This is a genomic window from Thiorhodococcus mannitoliphagus (assembly GCF_010915725.1).
GTDB classification, from domain to species: domain Bacteria; phylum Pseudomonadota; class Gammaproteobacteria; order Chromatiales; family Chromatiaceae; genus Thiorhodococcus; species Thiorhodococcus mannitoliphagus.
In genome coordinates this window covers 76,055-92,612 of sequence record NZ_JAAIJR010000003.1, presented here as the reverse complement: position 1 = coordinate 92,612, position 16,558 = coordinate 76,055, and the positions used below count along the sequence as shown (strand labels likewise).

The 16,558-nt window shown below is 64.5% G+C and carries 12 protein-coding genes; 7 read left to right on the top strand and 5 right to left on the bottom strand.

Going from position 1 to position 16,558, the window contains the following annotated elements; all coding sequences use genetic code 11:
- Positions 1 to 144: 144 nt before the first annotated feature.
- The 3 genes from G3480_RS01515 to G3480_RS01505 form a co-directional block, all read right to left on the bottom strand.
- The gene (locus G3480_RS01515) at positions 145 to 840 is read right to left on the bottom strand and encodes a Crp/Fnr family transcriptional regulator (protein WP_164651884.1); all 696 of its coding nucleotides are present in this window, start codon (positions 838 to 840) and stop codon (positions 145 to 147) included.
- On the bottom strand, positions 837 to 2,054 hold the full coding sequence (locus tag G3480_RS01510; protein ID WP_164651883.1) for a Bcr/CflA family multidrug efflux MFS transporter: 1,218 nt from the start codon (positions 2,052 to 2,054) through the stop codon (positions 837 to 839). Before G3480_RS01510 ends, G3480_RS01515 begins: the two co-directional genes overlap by 4 nt.
- A 70-nt stretch (positions 2,055 to 2,124) precedes the next feature.
- Positions 2,125 to 2,652, bottom strand: a complete 528-nt coding sequence (locus G3480_RS01505; RefSeq protein ID WP_164651882.1) for a DUF805 domain-containing protein — start codon at positions 2,650 to 2,652, stop codon at positions 2,125 to 2,127.
- A 165-nt stretch (positions 2,653 to 2,817) separates the two neighbouring features.
- On the opposite strand from G3480_RS01505, the gene G3480_RS01500 reads away from it, so the two are divergent.
- The gene (locus tag G3480_RS01500; protein ID WP_164651881.1) at positions 2,818 to 3,273 is read left to right on the top strand and encodes a hypothetical protein; all 456 of its coding nucleotides are present in this window, start codon (positions 2,818 to 2,820) and stop codon (positions 3,271 to 3,273) included.
- A gap of 11 nt (positions 3,274 to 3,284) precedes the next feature.
- Here G3480_RS01500 and G3480_RS01495 read toward each other — a convergent pair whose 3' ends face one another.
- Complete coding sequence (locus G3480_RS01495; protein WP_164651880.1) at positions 3,285 to 5,738, bottom strand: glycoside hydrolase family 31 protein; 2,454 nt, start codon at positions 5,736 to 5,738, stop codon at positions 3,285 to 3,287.
- 361 nt (positions 5,739 to 6,099) lie between these two features.
- Here G3480_RS01495 and G3480_RS01490 point away from each other — a divergent pair, with 361 nt between their 5' ends.
- From G3480_RS01490 to G3480_RS01465, 6 genes are all read left to right on the top strand, one after another.
- Entirely contained in the window at positions 6,100 to 6,813 is a 714-nt protein-coding gene (locus G3480_RS01490; RefSeq protein WP_240905519.1) for a glycosyl transferase family 2, read from the top strand.
- Positions 6,810 to 7,604 carry a sterol desaturase family protein gene (locus G3480_RS01485; protein WP_164651879.1) on the top strand — a complete coding sequence of 265 codons (795 nt, stop codon included), beginning with the start codon at positions 6,810 to 6,812 and terminating at the stop codon, positions 7,602 to 7,604. The genes G3480_RS01490 and G3480_RS01485 overlap by 4 nt, the downstream gene beginning before the upstream one ends.
- Entirely contained in the window at positions 7,604 to 7,996 is a 393-nt protein-coding gene (locus tag G3480_RS01480; protein ID WP_240905518.1) for a hypothetical protein, read from the top strand. The genes G3480_RS01485 and G3480_RS01480 overlap by 1 nt, the downstream gene beginning before the upstream one ends.
- A complete protein-coding gene (arsS, locus tag G3480_RS01475) occupies positions 7,989 to 8,951 on the top strand; it encodes an arsenosugar biosynthesis radical SAM (seleno)protein ArsS (protein WP_164651877.1) in 963 nt (320 codons plus the stop codon). The genes G3480_RS01480 and arsS overlap by 8 nt, the downstream gene beginning before the upstream one ends.
- A 292-nt stretch (positions 8,952 to 9,243) precedes the next feature.
- The gene (locus G3480_RS01470) at positions 9,244 to 10,431 is read left to right on the top strand and encodes an efflux RND transporter periplasmic adaptor subunit (RefSeq protein WP_164651876.1); all 1,188 of its coding nucleotides are present in this window, start codon (positions 9,244 to 9,246) and stop codon (positions 10,429 to 10,431) included.
- The gene (locus G3480_RS01465) at positions 10,428 to 13,556 is read left to right on the top strand and encodes an efflux RND transporter permease subunit (RefSeq protein ID WP_164651875.1); all 3,129 of its coding nucleotides are present in this window, start codon (positions 10,428 to 10,430) and stop codon (positions 13,554 to 13,556) included. The genes G3480_RS01470 and G3480_RS01465 overlap by 4 nt, the downstream gene beginning before the upstream one ends.
- Before the next feature lie 138 nt (positions 13,557 to 13,694).
- On the opposite strand, the gene ppsA is transcribed toward G3480_RS01465, so the two are convergent.
- Positions 13,695 to 16,070 (bottom strand): phosphoenolpyruvate synthase, encoded by a 2,376-nt coding sequence (ppsA, locus tag G3480_RS01460; RefSeq protein ID WP_164651874.1) that lies wholly within the window; start codon positions 16,068 to 16,070, stop codon positions 13,695 to 13,697.
- Between the last annotated feature and the right edge of the window lie 488 nt (positions 16,071 to 16,558).

Genomic DNA, 16,558 nt, shown 5'->3' with positions numbered 1-16,558 from the left:
TACCTTAAATCAAATGCGGTATTGGGGGAAGTCACTCAGATCAGTACGCCCAGAGTGCTTGTGCTGCGGACCCGGTGGTGACCGACCGGAACTTGAGCGTTTGCCCGCGCCGTCGCGGCGATCTGAGGCGGCCGGAATACAGGGTCAGGATTGGCGCCTGACGCGCGCCTTGAGCACGTCCGGATTCACGAGATCGATCTGGCCGCGCCCGGTGAGCAAGGCGCCGGCCTGCTCGAAGTCTCTCAGGGCGCGGGTCACGACTTCACGGGACGAGCCAAGTTCGGACGCCAGCTCCTGGTGGGTGATCCGCACGATCCGGCTGGGCGGGGAGGCGCGCTCGCAGCGGCCGAGCAGATAGGCGGCAAGCCGCTGGTCCAGTGGCTGGAAGAGCACGGCATCGAGCACCGAGAAGACCTCGCCGATGCGCTCGGCCACGAGCGCGAAGACGAAGGCGCGCCAGGACGGAGACGCCGTCAGCCAGGTTTCCACATCGGATTTGGCGACGACTGCGGCCTCGACATCGGTCTCACAGACCGCGAAGGCCGGAAAGGGGCGGTTGCTGAGAATGCAGGAGGCCGTGACCACGCAGCTCTCACCCGGCTCGATGCGGTAGAGCGTTACCTCGCGACCGTTCTCGCCCAGTTTGTAGATGCGGGCCCGTCCGGCGAGGACCAGCGCCAGTTGAGAGCACTCACCGCCATCGTGGCAAATGATGTGCCCGGCAGGCAGCCGCGCCATGACGGCGCGCTGGAAGAAGGCCTCGCGCAGCCGTGCGTCGCTGTCGGCCAGGAAAGGGAAAGCGGCGAGCAGGCGCTCGCGCTGATCGGGCGTGTTGATCATGACTCGACCCTGCCGTTCTTGGTTGGCGTCCGGTTGGTGCGAAATCCGCGGCAAGCGATGCCGAAGGCGGCGAAGGCGAGCAATCCGGATGCGCCCATCCCGATCAGCAAGGGTGCCGCCGAGCCGTCATGCACCAGGCTCACCAGGGTCCCCATGGCTGCTCCGGAGCCGAAGCGGATGGCTCCCGCGAAGGCCGAGGCCGTGCCTGCCATCTTCGGGAAGAACGCCATGAAGCCGGCCATGGAATTGCCGATGACCAGGCCCGTCATGCTGAGGTAGAGCGCGGCGACAGCCGCGATGGCCCACAGCGGTGTGTCGCCCAGCAGGGCGAGCGAGAGGGCGATCACCGCGGCCGTGACCTGAGTGAGTATCCCCAGACGCAAGAGGCGATCGGCGCCCAGGCGCTTGACGTAGCGGGCGTTCAACGAGGAAAAGAGCATCCCCAGCGCGACATTGGAACCGAAGGCTAGGCCGAACCAGGTTGCGGGCAGATGATGGAGTTCGATGTAGACATAGGGTGAGCTGACGATGAAGGTCATCATTCCGGCGAAGCTGGCCGCGCCCGTCAGCAAGTAGCCCATGGCCAGAGGGTGCCTGATGACGCGGCGGTAGTTCCTGAGGATTTGACCCGGATCGAAACTGTGGCGATGTCGTGCATGCAGGGTCTCGCCCACCGTGCGGAAGAAAAGCACTGTGGTCGTGAGCGCGATGGCGAAGAGGAAGAGGAAGACGACACGCCAAGAGGCAACGCCGATGATGAGCGAGCCGAGGGTCGGGGCGATCAGTGGGGCCATGGCCATGACGAGCATGACCAAGCCCATGATTCGCGCATAGTCGTCCTTCTCGTAGAGGTCACGGACCAGCGCGGGCACGGTCACCGCGACTGCCGCCCCGCCGAGGGCTTGCACGGCGCGGGCGGCGAGCAGGACGTCCATGCTCGGTGCAAGCATGCACGCCAGGCCGGCGACGAGAAAGAGGAATAGCCCCCCACCGATGGTCTTGCGCCGGCCAAGCACGTCCGAGAGCGGGCCGAGAAACAGCTGGGCGAGGGCGAAAACGCCGAGATAGACGGTGACGCTGAGCTGGGCCAGCTCGATCGAGGACCCAAGATCGCGCGCGATCGCCGGCAGACTAGGCAGATAAAGGTCGATCGCGAAAGGGGTCAGGCCTGAGAGCAGGCCCAGGGCGATCAAGAGTGTCGGACGGATTGGCATACTGCGACCAATTGAGAAGCTGGCCGGCGGGGCTCGCCGACCGGCTCGGGACAACGCATTTCAGCGTCGATCAGGCTCCGGTTTGGACGCCCACGACGAGCGGAATGAGAATCGCGGCGACGATACCGACCAGCGAGAGCACCAGCAAGACCACACCGATGATCCCCACGACCCGTTCCCAGGTGGGTGCCGGGCGCGGGGCCGCAAAGCGATTGGCGTCCGGCGTGCCTGCCTTCAGAAAGAGCATGAGCGCGAGGCCGAGGTTGACGATGGGCACCAGGGAGACAAGCATCCACCAGCCGCTCGCGTTGATGTCGTGCAGGCGCCGAATGCCGAAGAGGATGCCGACTACGGCGGCGGGGATTGAGATCGCGATCTCCAGCACGGGGCTCTCGGTCGCTGTCGTGTCGACGAGACCGGCGGCGGCAAGGGCGGCGACGATCAAGATCAGCACCATATAGAGCAGGGTGCCCCAGGCGATGTAGCTCAGTCGGGCGAAGCGCCCGCTTGGTGAGAATACGCTGGATTGATCCGTCTTGCCGGTCGACGGTTGCCTGAGGTCGGATATCGGGGGCTGGTAAGGGTTGCCTGAATTCATCGAGCGATCTCCTGATGTCGCGGTGCCCCCTCGATGGGGCTGCGGTGACTGTGCTCAAGTCGTCTTCGTCACGGCGTGATCGACTTGGCGGCTCAAGTACGCGGATTGCGGTTAGTGTTGGCCTACCATCCCGGCCATCCACAGCGATTTTGAGGACCCATGCCGATGTCATCGACCCGAAGACCCAAACAAATACCAGACCGGCGCGTCCTCTGGGGCGCTCAGCTCAGCTCCGCGGTCATGGTAACGGCGCTGGCCTGGTGGCTGCCCGAACTGGTTGCCATCCAGCCGATTCCTGCGGCGGCCTTGCCGGTGCTGGGGGTTGGCATTGGTGCGGTTCCCTTGGCCATCGTCCTCGCCCGGGTCTTGGACGTGCGCCGCAGAAGGTCGGACATCCAGGTTCACGAGGCCGTGCCGAGCCTGACCAGGTCGAGCCAAGCGACTCAGCCTGATCTCGGCCGTTACCTGGTCGTGGTGGCCATTGCCGAGCTGCCCGCAATCCTAGGCTTGGTCTACGTCTTGATCGGCGGGGACAGACTCCATGCGGTTGGGCTTGGAGCTGCCGCGGTCATCCTGCTTCTCAGCCTTTGGCCTGGTGCTCCGGGAGAGGCCCGGGGCTGATCCCTGGTGCCTCAAAACCTCGGCGCGATATGGTGCTCTTGACCATCGTCGTCCAGACCGAGCACCAGGGCATGGCGCGACTCATCCCAAGTCCAATCCGTCGCCTCGCTGCCATCCAGGAGGACGGACGCGGGCGGCTGAGGGAGATGCAGCCGAATCGTCATGCGCCGCTGCGGCGGAACAAAGTCGCCCTGTCGGGCCGCGATGCTGAGTTCGGTGCCTTGCGAGCCCGGCGCGATCCACATCTGCGTTTCGCACAGCATGCCATCCTGGTAGGCGAAGCTCTCGCCGTCGTCCTCGATCAGCGTCCAAGTGCCTGAGTTGTGATGGTCCGGGTAGACGTCGAGCGTCAGCTCGGAGAGCGGCTCAGCGGTGGACGGACGCACGTTGCCAAGTGTCAGGATGGAGCCGCCACGCACCAAGATTGGCAGACCGCCGAGGGGCGCGTCGGCGACAAGGTGATCGGAATCGATTGGCACGCCGGTCCGGAAGTCGTACCAGGTATGCCCGGGCGGCAGCTCGACCAAGCGGCGTCTGACCCCAGGGTGGAAGATGGCGGCAATCATGAGCTGAGGGCCAACCATGACCTGGTCATGGATCTGGTGCAGATGGGCCGCATCGGGGAAGTCGTAGAGCAGGGGACGCAGCAAGGGCGCGCCGTGACGATGGGCCAGGTGGGCCAGGGTGTAGAGATAGGGCAGGAGACGGTAGCGCAGCTCGATGGCGGAGCGCGCGATGGTCTCGATCTCCGGGCCGAAAGACCAGGGCTCCTGTGCGCGGCTGTCACAATGGGCGTGGCTGCGCATGAAGGGGTAGAAGGTCCCCAGCTCGATCCAGCGCGCATAGAGTTCGGCGTGGCTGTGCTGGTAGAAGCCGCCGATGTCGACGCCGACGTGCGGCGAGCCGCACAGCCCCATGCTCGCCAATTGGGGCAGGCTCATCTCCAGATGCTCCCACCAGGCGTTATTGTCACCCATCCAGGTCGCCGCCCAGCGCTGTACGCCGACGAATCCGGAGCGGGTCAGCACCCAAGGTCGGCGCTCGGGGCGCAGTCGCTCGAGCGCTTCCCAGGTCGCCTGGGCCATGAGCTGGCCGTAGAGGTTGTGCGTCTCGGCATGCAGGCCCTCGCCATCATCGCCCTGGGTCAGGGAGAGCGGCATCGGCTGCTCGCAGACCCCTAGCTCGCGGAAGGGGCGATCAACGATGGCGGGCTCGTTCATGTCGCACCAAATGCCGTCAATGCCGAGCTCGACGAGATCCGCATGCTGCTCGCCCCACCAGAGCCGCGTCGCGCTGCGGCAGAAGTCCGGAAAGAGGGATTCGTCCGGCCAGACCCAGCCGCTGAAGGGCTCACCGTCCGCGTGTTGAATGAAATGGCCACCTGCAAGCCCTGACTCGAAGGTGGCATAGCCGCTCTCGGGATCCTTCTTGACGCCAGGATCGACGATAGTGACGACGCGGACGTGGTCCTCGTGGAGCGCCGCAATGGTCTCGCTCGGTTTCGGAAAACGGTCCTTGTCCCAGGTGAAGACGCGGTAACCGTCCATGTAGTCGATGTCGAGATGGATGGCGTCGAGCGGGATCCAGTGGTCGCGGAAGCTCCTGGCGATCCCGCGCACATCCTCATCCGTGCCATAGCTCCAGCGTGACTGGTGGTATCCCATGGCCCAGAGCGGCGGCAGCATGGGTCGTCCGGTCAGGCGTGTGAGCTGCTCGACCACGGCGGCGGGCGTGGGACCGGCGAATACGAAGTAGTCCAGCTCGCCGCCGAGCGTGACAATGCTGAGGATGTCTTCATCCTGCGCCCCGACGTCGAAGGCGCTGTACCAGGTGGAGTTGAGGAAGAGCCCCCAGGCCAAGCCAGGCCGCGCCGCCATGAACATCGGGTGCGTCTGATACATATTGTCGTCGCCGCGACTATGGCCAGGCGACGACCGGTCGATGGTCCAGTTCGTCAAGCGCCGGCGGCGCCGATCCAACTGCCCGGTTCGTTGACCGAAGCCAAAGTAGCCTTCATCAGGCGTCATGCGCTTCTGAAGAAAGACGCCAATGCGGGAATCACCCTGCGGCAGTTCGGGCTCGGGCATGTGCTCCATGCCGGTCTCTTCCAAGGCGACCTCGCGCCACGAGGGCGGGCTCAGATCCGCGGCGAAGCCTTCGCCGTCGGGCGTGAGAAACTGCAGCAGGCCGCATTGCAGGTCCAGGGTGGCGCCGATGCTGTCGGTCGACATCTTGACGACCAGATTCTCCTCGGTGACAGAGAGACCGGCGGGCGGCAGGTCGAGCACCGGACTCCAGGATCGAGGGGGGGCGAGTCGTCCGGATGGTGCGAAGCGCACCCTCAGGATATCGGGTGCAACGGCGTCGATGCGCAGGAGGCCCTGGGCGTAGTGGGCGACACAGGCGGACGCCTGGCTGACCCAGCTCTGGATGGGGCAGGGGCTCTCTGGAAGGATCTCGTCCATCGGGTGCTCCTACTTGGTCCGACAAGAACAGCGACTGGTTGACAGGTCCACGGCGAGGCGCTTGGTATCGAGCGAAAGCGGTCGCAGTCTGACATGAGAATGGTGCCGAAATCCACTCTCCGAGGGCCTCGCGGTCAGCGGCTTTGCGCTTAGATGGGGACATTCTTGCGCGGAAGACAGCCCTGTGGTCGGCGCAGTGTGCCCGCGCTGGGGCCTCATGTCGGGATGACGCCTGTCGGGACGCAGTTCCAGGATCCGAGCCTCAGGCGGCGGTGTTTCGACCGCTTGGCTTTAGGCGAAGCCGCCTCGATCTTCCTCGCCTACGACAGATCCAAGAGGTTGGCAAAGCTCCCAGATTCTCATGCCTAGTCTTTCGCTCGTCATCCCGACGCGCCGCTTCGATGCTGCACTGCGGGCGCGCGCCCTCGTGAATGCGGAGCGCGCGGGCGCGGCCGAGGTGATCATCGTCGAGCCAGACGATCCGCGCCCCGGCAGCCCAGGCGCCCCGATGGAACTGCCCGCTGCCTGGAAACTCATCGACGCCCGCCGGGGCCGCGGCAGCCAGTGTGCGGCCGGCGTGCGCGCAAGTCAGGGCGAGTTGGTGATGATCCTGCACGACGACACGGACTTGCCGCAAGACGCGCAGGCCCAGATCGACGCTGCCTTTGCGGATCCCAGGGTCGGGATGACCTGCTTTCGGCTGCGCTTCGATCATGGCCACTGGCTGCTGCGTTTCTACAGCCTTTGCTCGCGCCTCGAGTCTCCCCTGACGACCTTTGGCGACCAAGCGATGGTGCTGCGCCGCTCGGTCTACCAGGCGGTGGGCGGCTTTCCGGATTGGCCCTTGTTCGAGGACGTCGAACTGGCAAGGCGGGTCCGTCGGCACAGCCCTGTGGTGAAGCTGCCGGCCTCGGTGACGACCTCTGCGGTGCGCTTCACGGCCAACGGGCTGCTGCGTCAGCAACTCTTCAATGGGTTGCTCTTGGGGCGCTTCCTGCTTGGGACCTCGCCCGAGCATCTCGCTGCTGTCTATGAACGCCAACGCGGCGTCCCCAAACTGGAGCAGGCCGCATGACCCTGGATCTCTGGGTGGGTGTCCTCGTACTGAGCACGCTCTTTGCCCTGGAGGCTGTGTTGCCCTTCTATCTCGGACGGCGTGATCGCGTCCGTCATGCCGCTCGGAATCTCGGCCTGGCCGCGATCGGCGGCCTGGTCGGTGCCCTGCTAGCGCCGCTGTTGAGTGGAGCGACCCAGCTCAGCGCTCACCTCGGGCTCGGACTCTGCCACTGGGTCGATGCGCCCGGCCTTGGCTGCGGCTTGGCCGCCTTCATCCTTTTCGATCTTTGGATGTATGCCTGGCACCGCGCCAACCATCGGATTCCCTCGCTGTGGCGCCTGCATCGGGTGCATCACACCGACCCGTCCATGGATTGCACCACGGCGTTGCGTTTTCATCCCGGCGAGATCCTGCTTTCCGGATTGGCGAATGTCCTGGTGCTCATGCTGCTCGGCATGAGCTTCGAGCTGCTGGTGCTCTACAAGGCGGTCATGGTCGCCATCATCGGCCTGCATCACAGCAACCTTGCCCTACCGGCCGCCGTGGATCGGGCGTTGCGTCTGGTGCTGGTGACCCCGGCTATCCATCGCGTCCACCATTCCGAGATCCGCGCCGAGACCGATTCTAGCTATGGCACCGTCTTTTCGGTCTGGGACCGCCTGTTCGGCTCGCTGCGGCTGCGTCCCGACCCGCAGGCGATCCGTTTCGGGATCGGCCGCTATGCCGAGCCGAGATGGCAGAGGCTGAGCGGGCTGCTGATGCTGCCGCTGCAGTCTGAATTCAGCGGAATGCCCGCCGAGACCACTTGATGTCTGCGCCCCGCCTCATCTTCGTCTACAAGGCCGACGCGGATCCGTTCAGCCGTCTGACCGACGCGGCGCATAAGATCATCTCGCCCCAGACCTACAGCTGCGATCTTTGCCTGCTGACCCATGGCTGGCTGCGCGAGCGCAGCGCCTGGCGTGCGTTCATTCAGGCGCTGCCGCTCGCATGTGAATTCCTGCATCGCGATCAGCTCGAGGCGCGCTTCCCGCATGTCGCGGTCGAGCTGCCAGTGGTCTTGCGGCTCACTGACGCGGCTCCCAGCGTCTGTCTGGACGCGGCGGCCATTCGCGGCTGCGCGAGCCTCGAAGATCTGATGGATCTGTTGAGCGCGCGTTGTATTGATGCCCAGCACCAGAGGATCGAACCCCATGCATGAGACATTGTCACGGTTGATCGAGAGCGATTTCCCCGAGATTCGCCGTTTCGTCGTCAAGACCCTCCAGGTCAACCTTGGATATCGCTGCAATCAGTCCTGTTTGCACTGTCATGTCGCCGCCGGGCCGAATCGAACGGAGATGATGAATCGAGAAACCGTCGACACGGTCATCGACTGCCTGCGCTCCGGTGCTTTCGAGACGCTGGACATCACCGGCGGTGCTCCCGAACTCAATCCGCACTTTCGCGATCTCGTGCGCGCGGCGCGCCAGCTCGGGGTCCATGTGATGGATCGCTGCAACCTCAGCATCCTGAGCGAGTCCGGCCAGGAGGATCTGGCCGCCTTTCTCGCCGAGCATGGGGTCGAGGTCGTCGCTTCGCTGCCGAGCTACCTAGAGGAGAATGTCGATGCCCAACGCGGCAAGGGCGTCTTCGAGCGCAGCCTGACGGGCTTGCGATCGCTGAACGATCTGGGCTATGGGCATGACGAGGACGGGCTTGTGCTCAGCTTGGTATACAACCCGCTCGGGGCGGATCTGCCGCAAGCCCAATCCCAATTGGAGCAGTCCTATCGCAAAGAGCTTGCCGAGCGCTACGGCATCGTCTTCAGCCGGCTCTTCACCTTGGCCAACATGCCGATCCAGCGCTTTGGCAGTACCCTGATCTCAAAGGGTCAATTCGATGGTTATCTCGCCCTGTTGAAGTCAGCGCACCGTGCCGAGAACCTCCCCCAGGTCATGTGCCGGGAGCTGATCAGCGTCGATTGGCGCGGTTTTGTCTACGACTGCGACTTCAACCAGATGCTCGATCTGCCGCTGGGGGCTGCAGCAAGTCCCGTGCATCTCAGCGATCTGGACTTGGCGAGTCTCGAGGGCGCGCGGATTCGGGTTGCGGACCATTGCTACGGCTGCACTGCCGGTCAGGGCTCCAGCTGCTCTGGTGCGCTCTTGGGGTGATGCGAGCCTCGGGGCGATGGGCATCGCGGGGCGAGCCGCATCAGGAGGCTGTCTGCTCTGCTCATCGCGCCAGATCTCGCTCGCGACGGCCCCGCAAGCTGTGCAACACTCCTCAACACCGATCGGTTTCCCGACATCAACCGGAACAGCCGCTCCAAGCCTGCGTAGCCAGGCCATCCTGGCCTGGTTTGCCACGGCTGGAAGCGCTGGCTACATAACACCGATAGGTGGTGAGGCAACACTCGGCGAAATAGCCTTCCTCCTCGCTCGAATCACCTTCTAGGATTGAGATTTGCAAACGTCTTCAACCAGGCGCTTCGTCCTGGCACTCATCGCCTTGTGCGCGCTCGGCTGGCTAGGCTGGTCGATTCAGCAGCGCCTTCAAGACAGCTCAAGTACCGAACCCGAGGCCCGCGAGAAACCACCGGTTCCGGTCGAGGTCGCCGACATCCTCCAGGGTCCGATCGAGGCCCGACGCGTCTTTACCGGGACGCTCGAGGCGCGTGCCGAATTCGAGGTTGCCCCGAAGGTGAGCGGACGGCTCCAGGCCCTGAGCCTGGATTTGGCCGATGAGGTGACGCGAAATCAGGTCGTCGCCGTGCTCGACGATGCCGAGTACGTCCAAGACGTCGCGCGCGCCGCGGCCGACCTCGCGGTCGCTAAGGCGAGCGCCGCAGAGGCGGGGAGTCTGCTCAAAATCGCGGAGCGCGAGCTGGATCGTATCGAGAAGCTGCAGCAGCGCGGTGTCAGCTCGGAGTCGCAGCGTGACACCGCTAAGGCCGAGCAGCTCGCCAAGCAGGCGCTGGTGGCGATGGGCCGGGCGCGGGTCGCGAGCGCCGAGGCGGACTTGGAGGCGGCGCGCATCCGGCTCGGCTACACCCAGGTCAACGCCGGTTGGCGTGGCGGGTCGGAGCGCCGCGTCGTTGCCGAGCGCTACGTCGACGAGGGTGAGATGGTCGAGGCCAATACGCCATTGCTGCGAATCGTCGAGCTGGATCCCATCACGGCGGTGTTCTTCGTCACTGAGCGGGACTACGCCCAGCTCCAGTCCGGGCAGAGCGCCGTCGTCGCCACCGATGCCTACCCAGGCGAGCACTTCAGGGCGCAAATCGAGCGCATTGCGCCGGTGTTTCGCGAGGTGACACGCCAGGCACGGGTTGAGCTGCGGGTAGAGAATCCGCAGCTGCGCCTCAAGCCGGGAATGTTCGCGCGGGCGACCATCGTCCTGGATCGCGATGCGCAGGCGACCATCGTGCCCGCGCAGGCGTTGACCAAGAGGGACGAGGAGACCGGCGTCTTCGTGGTTGGTCCAGAGGCGCGCACCGCGGTTTGGCGGTCCGTGCGGACCGGTATCCGTGACGGCGAGCGGATCCAGGTCCGGGGTGACGGGATCGAGGGGAGGGTGGTGGTCCTCGGGCAGCAATCGCTCGAGGACGGCTCACCCATTCGCATCACTTCCGACGCGGCCGCTGCGCCATGAATCTCGCCCGCGCCAGCGTCCGCCGTCCGGTCTTCACCACCATGGTGACCCTCATCGTGCTGGTGCTGGGGTCGCTGTCACTCAGCCGGCTGCAGATCGACCTGCTGCCGAGCATCGAGCTACCGACGCTCACCATCCGCACCGAGTACGAGGGCGCGGACCCCATCGTCATCGAGCGTTTGGTCACACAGATCGTCGAGGAGATCGTCGCCACGGTGCCGGGTGTGGTGGAGATGACCTCCAGCTCCTACGAAGGCCAAAGCAGCGTGCGGGTGAGCTTCGCCTGGGGGACCAACATCGACAATCTGGCGGTGGACGTGCAAGCGACGCTGGAGGACGAGATCAGCGAGCTGCCGGACGACATCGTTGGGCCGCGCATCAGCAAGTTCGACGTCGACTCCTTCCCGGTGGTACTGCTTGGCATCTCCAGCCCGCTCGACCCCGTCGAATTGACGCAGCTCTCGGAGGATCAGGTCCGCTACCGGTTCGCGCGCATCCCCGGCGTGGCCCAGGTCGATCCCTGGGGAGGCTTCACGCGCGAACTCCGGGTCGAACTCGACCCGGGCAAGATCAACGCCCTGGGTCTGGCGCTCAACGACATCCTGGATGCCATCCGCGACGCCAATCTGGATCTGCCGGCGGGTAAGATCGAGCAAGGGCGTTACGAGGTGACCTTGCGCGCGCCGGCTGAGTTCGCCAATCTCGATGAGATCCGCGACACCGTCATCAGCAAGCGGCAGGGCGCGCTGGTCCGCTTGGGGCAGGTCGCCAAGGTGACGGATACCTATGAGAAGCTCAGCCGACTGATTCGCGTGAATGGTGAGCGGGGTCTGAGGCTCGCCATTCGCAAGCAGCCCGCGGCCAACACGGTCGAGGTGTCGCGGGCCATCTTGGCGGAGATCGAGGAGATCAACCGGGCCTTTCCCCAGCTGCGCGTCGTCCCCGTCATCAATCAGGGCAACTTCATCCAACGCTCGATCAGCAATGTCGCGCGCTCGGTCCTCTACGGCAGTGCGCTCGCCGTGCTGGTCTTACTCTTCTTTCTGCGCAATTTGCGCAGCACGCTGGTCATCGCCTTGGCCATTCCCATCTCGGTTGTCGCCACCTTTGCGCTGCTCTATTTCGGCGGCTTCACGCTCAACCTCATGACACTCGGCGGGCTCGCCCTCGGTGTCGGCATGATGGTCGACAGCTCGGTCGTGGTGCTGGAGAACATCTATCGGCGGTTTCATGAGCGAGGGGAGACACCGGAACTGGCCGCGGTCAAGGGTACGCGAGAGGTGGCGTCGGCCGTGACGGCGGGCACCATCACGACCCTGACGATCTTCTTGCCCTTGATCTTCGTGCGCGGCGTACCGGGCGTGCTCTTCCAGGAGCTTGCCTTCGTCATCATGTTCTCGCTGCTGTGCTCATTGCTGGTCGCGCTCAGTCTGCTGCCGATGCTGGCCGCGAAAATCCTCGGAGGCGGGGACCCTGAGGCGGGATCCGGATGGAGCGCAAGGATCGCTCAACGGGCCGGGGGCTGGCTCAGGAGTCTTGAGAATGCCTACCTTGGGCTCGTCGGCGCCGCACTCAAGCACCCCATCCTCGTGGTCGCGGGCGCGGCTGCGTTGCTCGCCTCCAGTCTGCTCCTGGCGCCATTCATCGGTACGGAGTTTCTCCCGCCCAGCGATGAAGGCGAGGTGCGAGTGACGGGTGAGATGGAGGTCGGCACGCGTCTGGATCTCATCGATCGGCAGACACGGGCCATGGAGGCGCTGGTCTACCCTGCGGTGCCCGAGGCGGTGTCATCCGTGGTCTCTGTCATGGCCTCGGGTACGCGCGGCAGCGCCAAGGGTAGGGGGGAGATCCGGCTCTCGCTGACACCGGCGGCCGAGCGGACGCGCTCGAACCAGGAGATCGCGCAAGACTTGCGTGCGCGGCTCGAGGGCCGCATCCCCGGCATGACCGTCCGCACACGTGCCCCTCAGGGGCAGTTTCTGCTCGAGCGGCTGCTCACGGGCGAGGAGGGCGTGACGATCGAGGTGCGTGGCTTCGATCTGGAGACGCTCGCCTTGCTGGCGCGCCAAGTGGCTGACGCTGTTGCGGACATCCCCGGTGTGACCGACGTGAATCTTAGTCGCGAGACTGGAATCCCGCAGCAGCAGATCCATGTCATGCGCGACAAGATCGCGGATCTGGGGCTCACCGTGCGGGATGTGGCGGAGGTGATCGAGACGGCGGTTGCCGGCTCCAAGGCTGGTGAGCTGCGCAGTGAAGGCAACTCCTACCGCATCCTGGTCCAGCTTGAGGACGCCGAAAAGCGCTCGATCGACGAGATCCTGGATCTGACCCTGCGCACGCCGGACGGCGAGCAGGTGGTGTTGCGTAATCTGGTCACGACGCAGAGCGGGCGCGGTCCAGTCATCATCCAGCGCAAAGACCAACAGCGCATCGTCACCGTAACGGCGAACGTCTCGGGCCGTGATCTGGGATCCGTTGCGCAGGACGTGGGGGCGCGGCTCTTGGAGATCCCGCGCCCGATCGGCTATGACCTGACCATCGCCGGCAACTACGAGGAGCAGCAGAAGGCATTCGACGAGCTGCTGGTCTCCTTGGTCCTGGCATTGGTCCTGGTCTATATGGTGCTGGCGTCCCAGTATGAGTCGCTGCTCGACCCGCTGGTGGTCATGCTCTCCGTACCTGTCGCGGCGGTCGGGGTGTTGCTGACGCTCTTTCTCACCGACACTACGCTCAATCTGCAGTCTGCCATCGGCTGCATCATGCTCTGCGGCATCGCCGTCAACAACGCCATTCTCTTAGTGGACCAAGCAGGCCGCCTGCGGCGTGAAGGCATGCCCACTCGGGAGGCCTTGAGTGAGGCAGGACGTCGCAGATTGCGTCCCATCCTCATGACCACCCTTACCACGGTGCTGGCGCTCCTGCCATTGTCGCTCGGAATCGGCGAGGGCGCCGATGCCCAAGCCCCGCTCGCCCGCGCGGTGCTCGGAGGTCTGACTGCCTCAACGCTCATTACCCTGGTCCTTATCCCAGCGGTCTATTGCCTGATCCATGGTGACAGCCAAGATCGCGCCTGGCAGTCAAGCGCCGGAGGGCGAAGCGCGCCGCGTCACCAATCACCCTGACCGCTGGCAGGTGCCAGCGTTCAGGGTGCAGCTTTCTTAGAAAGTGACCATCAACAACTTCCCCCCTTTCGCAAAGGGGGGCTAGGGGGGATTTCGGGCGGGATCGCTCGTATCGGGAAACAATTAATGGGCGCTTTCTTAGAGCGTCTTCGCCTGCTCGGCGAGATAGATCCAGGTGTCGATGACGGTGTCAGGGTTGAGCGAGATGCTGGTGATGCCCTGCTTGAGCAACCAGTCCGCCAGGTCTTTGTGATCCGAGGGACCCTGACCGCAGATGCCGACATACTTGTCTTGGGCGCGGCAGGCCGAGATGGCCATCGAGAGCATCTTCTTGACGGCTGGGTCACGCTCGTCGAAGTGCTCCGCAACCAGGCTCGAGTCGCGGTCGAGGCCGAGCGTGAGCTGGGTCATGTCGTTCGAACCGATGGAGAAGCCGTCGAAGTACTCGAGGAACTCCTCGGCCAGCACGGCGTTGGAGGGCAGCTCGCACATCATGATGAGACGCAGGTCGTTCTTGCCGCGCTCCAGGCCTTGAGCCGCCAATGCTTCGCTGACCGCCTTTGCCTGACCCAGGGTACGGACGAAGGGGATCATGATCTCGACGTTGGTGAGGCCCATGTCGTTACGCACGCGCTTCAGGGCCTCGCACTCCATCTCGAAGCACGCCTTGAAGCTCTCGGCGACGTAGCGGCCGGCGCCGCGGAAGCCGATCATGGGGTTCTCTTCCTCGGGCTCGTAACGCTTGCCGCCAATGAGGTTGGCGTACTCGTTGGACTTGAAGTCCGACATGCGCACGATCACCGGGTTCGGCGCGAAGGCCGCGGCCAGGGTGGAGATTCCTTCGGCCAGCTTGGCGACGTAGAACTCGCGTGGGCTCGCGTAGGCCGCGATGCGTGGTCTGATCTGATCCTTGAGGTCCTGTGGGAGCTGGTCGAATTCGAGCAGCGCCTTGGGGTGGATTCCGATCATGTTGTTGATGATGAATTCCAGTCGCGCCAGGCCGATCCCGCTGTTCGGCGTCGCCGAAAAGGCGAAGGCGCGGTCGGGGTTGCCGACGTTCATCATGATCTTGACCGGGATCTCTGGCATGGCCGTGAGTTCGACCGTCTTGTGGTCGAAGGCCAGCTTACCGTCGTAGATGAAACCGGTGTCGCCCTCGGCGCAGCTCACGGTGACCTCCTGGCCGTCCTTCACCACGTCGGTTGCGTTGTTGCAGCCGACCACGGCCGGCACGCCCAGCTCACGGGCGATGATGGCCGCGTGGCAGGTGCGTCCGCCGCGATTGGTCACGATGGCGGCGGCGCGCTTCATCACCGGCTCCCAATCCGGGTCGGTCATGTCGGTGATGAGGACATCGCCTGGCTGGACGCGGTTCATGTCGGCGATGCTGGCGACGATCTTGGCCGGGCCAGCGCCGATGCGGCCGCCGATGCTGCGGCCGGTGGTCAGCGTGGGGCCTTTCTCACGGAGGACGTAGCGTTCGATGACACTGCCCGAGCGGCTCTGGACGGTCTCGGGGCGGGCCTGTACCACATAGACTTGGTTGTCGATGCCGTCTTTGGCCCACTCGATGTCCATCGGCCGGCCATAGTGCTGCTCGATCAGCAATGCTTGCTTGGCGAGCGCCTCCACTTCGTCGTCGGTGATGCTGAAGCGCGGGCGCAGGTCTTCCGGAACCGGCTCGGTCTGGACGTGCGCGTCATGCTCGGGGTCGCTGTAGACCATGCGGATGGCCTTGTCGCCGACGGTGCGGCGCAGGATGGCTGGGTGGCCGGCGGCGAGGGTCGGCTTGTGGACATAGAACTCGTCTGGGTTGACCGCGCCCTGGACGACCATCTCGCCAAGGCCATAGCTCGCGGTGATGAAGACGGCGTCGCGGAAGCCTGACTCGGTGTCGAGTGTGAACATGACGCCGGAGGCGGCCAGGTCGGAGCGCACCATGCGCTGAATGCCCGCGGAGAGTGCGACGTGACGATGCTCGAAGCCCTGATGCACGCGATAGGAGATGGCGCGGTCGTTGAACAGGGAGGCGAAGACCTCCTTGATCCGGTGCTTGATGCTGTCGATGCCGTGGACGTTGAGGAAGGTTTCCTGCTGGCCGGCGAAGGAGGCGTCCGGCAGATCCTCGGCGGTGGCAGAGGAGCGCACGGCCCAAGAGACATCGTCGGTGCCGGCCTCGTCAGTGAGTTGGGCGTAGGCGCTATCGATCGCCGCTTCGAGCTCGGCGGGAAAGGGCTGCTCCATCACCCAGCCACGAATGCGGGGACCGGCCTCCGCCAATGCGGCGACGTCGTCCACATCCAGTTCGTCGAGGACGCTTTGGATGCGCTCGTCCAGCCCGTCGCGGGCGAGGAACTCTCGGTAGGCGTCGGCAGTGGTGGCGAAACCGCCGGGCACGCGGACCCCGAGGTGGGTGAGGTTCTGGATCATCTCGCCCAGAGAGGCGTTCTTGCCGCCAACCACGGGCACGTCATCCATACCGAGGTCGCTTAGCCAGCGGACGTAGTCGGTCATCGTATGCGTTCTCCAATCTTTAACAAAGGGGCTTTGGCGGCACTCGGCCGGATGCCGGGAAGAGGTTGCTTCGCGGAGGTGATTCGGCAGAGGCTTGGCGCGGGATCTTTCCTCGAGCGGCTCCGCGAGTGAGATCTTCAGTTGCGAAAGCCGGGGAACAATCGCGAAAATATAACCCACTCGGGTCCTTAGCGTCCCGAGAGGGAATCAATCTTCAGGATTAATTAAACTGTAATCTCATCGCGAGATGTGCTCGGAGCGGCACGGCTGCGTCTTTCTCTGGCGAGGCTCATCGGCTCGGAAGAGGCTGCGCTCTGGGTCTCGGGCCTTGATCACCGTTTCGTTGTCGATCGCTTGTGCCTATCTGTAGTCAGGGCTTCTAGCCCTGAGATCGTCAGGCCAAGATGGCCTGACTACAGAGTCAGCTTTGCAGCCGGCGGGAACGATGATCAAGGCCGGGTCTCGCGATGCAGCAATGTCGGGCGCAC

Excerpts from the sequence above, each read along its gene's own strand:
- G3480_RS01500 (WP_164651881.1), top strand. The coding sequence starts at position 2,818 with ATGTCATCGACCCGAAGACCCAAACAAATACCAGACCGGCGCGTCCTC.
- G3480_RS01495 (WP_164651880.1), bottom strand. The coding sequence starts at position 5,738 with ATGGACGAGATCCTTCCAGAGAGCCCCTGCCCCATCCAGAGCTGGGTC.
- G3480_RS01515 (WP_164651884.1), bottom strand. The coding sequence starts at position 840 with ATGATCAACACGCCCGATCAGCGCGAGCGCCTGCTCGCCGCTTTCCCT.
- G3480_RS01490 (WP_240905519.1), top strand. The coding sequence starts at position 6,100 with ATGCCTAGTCTTTCGCTCGTCATCCCGACGCGCCGCTTCGATGCTGCA.
- G3480_RS01485 (WP_164651879.1), top strand. The coding sequence starts at position 6,810 with ATGACCCTGGATCTCTGGGTGGGTGTCCTCGTACTGAGCACGCTCTTT.
- G3480_RS01510 (WP_164651883.1), bottom strand. The coding sequence starts at position 2,054 with ATGCCAATCCGTCCGACACTCTTGATCGCCCTGGGCCTGCTCTCAGGC.
- arsS (WP_164651877.1), top strand. The coding sequence starts at position 7,989 with ATGCATGAGACATTGTCACGGTTGATCGAGAGCGATTTCCCCGAGATT.
- G3480_RS01465 (WP_164651875.1), top strand. The coding sequence starts at position 10,428 with ATGAATCTCGCCCGCGCCAGCGTCCGCCGTCCGGTCTTCACCACCATG.
- ppsA (WP_164651874.1), bottom strand. The coding sequence starts at position 16,070 with ATGACCGACTACGTCCGCTGGCTAAGCGACCTCGGTATGGATGACGTG.
- G3480_RS01480 (WP_240905518.1), top strand. The coding sequence starts at position 7,604 with ATGTCTGCGCCCCGCCTCATCTTCGTCTACAAGGCCGACGCGGATCCG.
- G3480_RS01505 (WP_164651882.1), bottom strand. The coding sequence starts at position 2,652 with ATGAATTCAGGCAACCCTTACCAGCCCCCGATATCCGACCTCAGGCAA.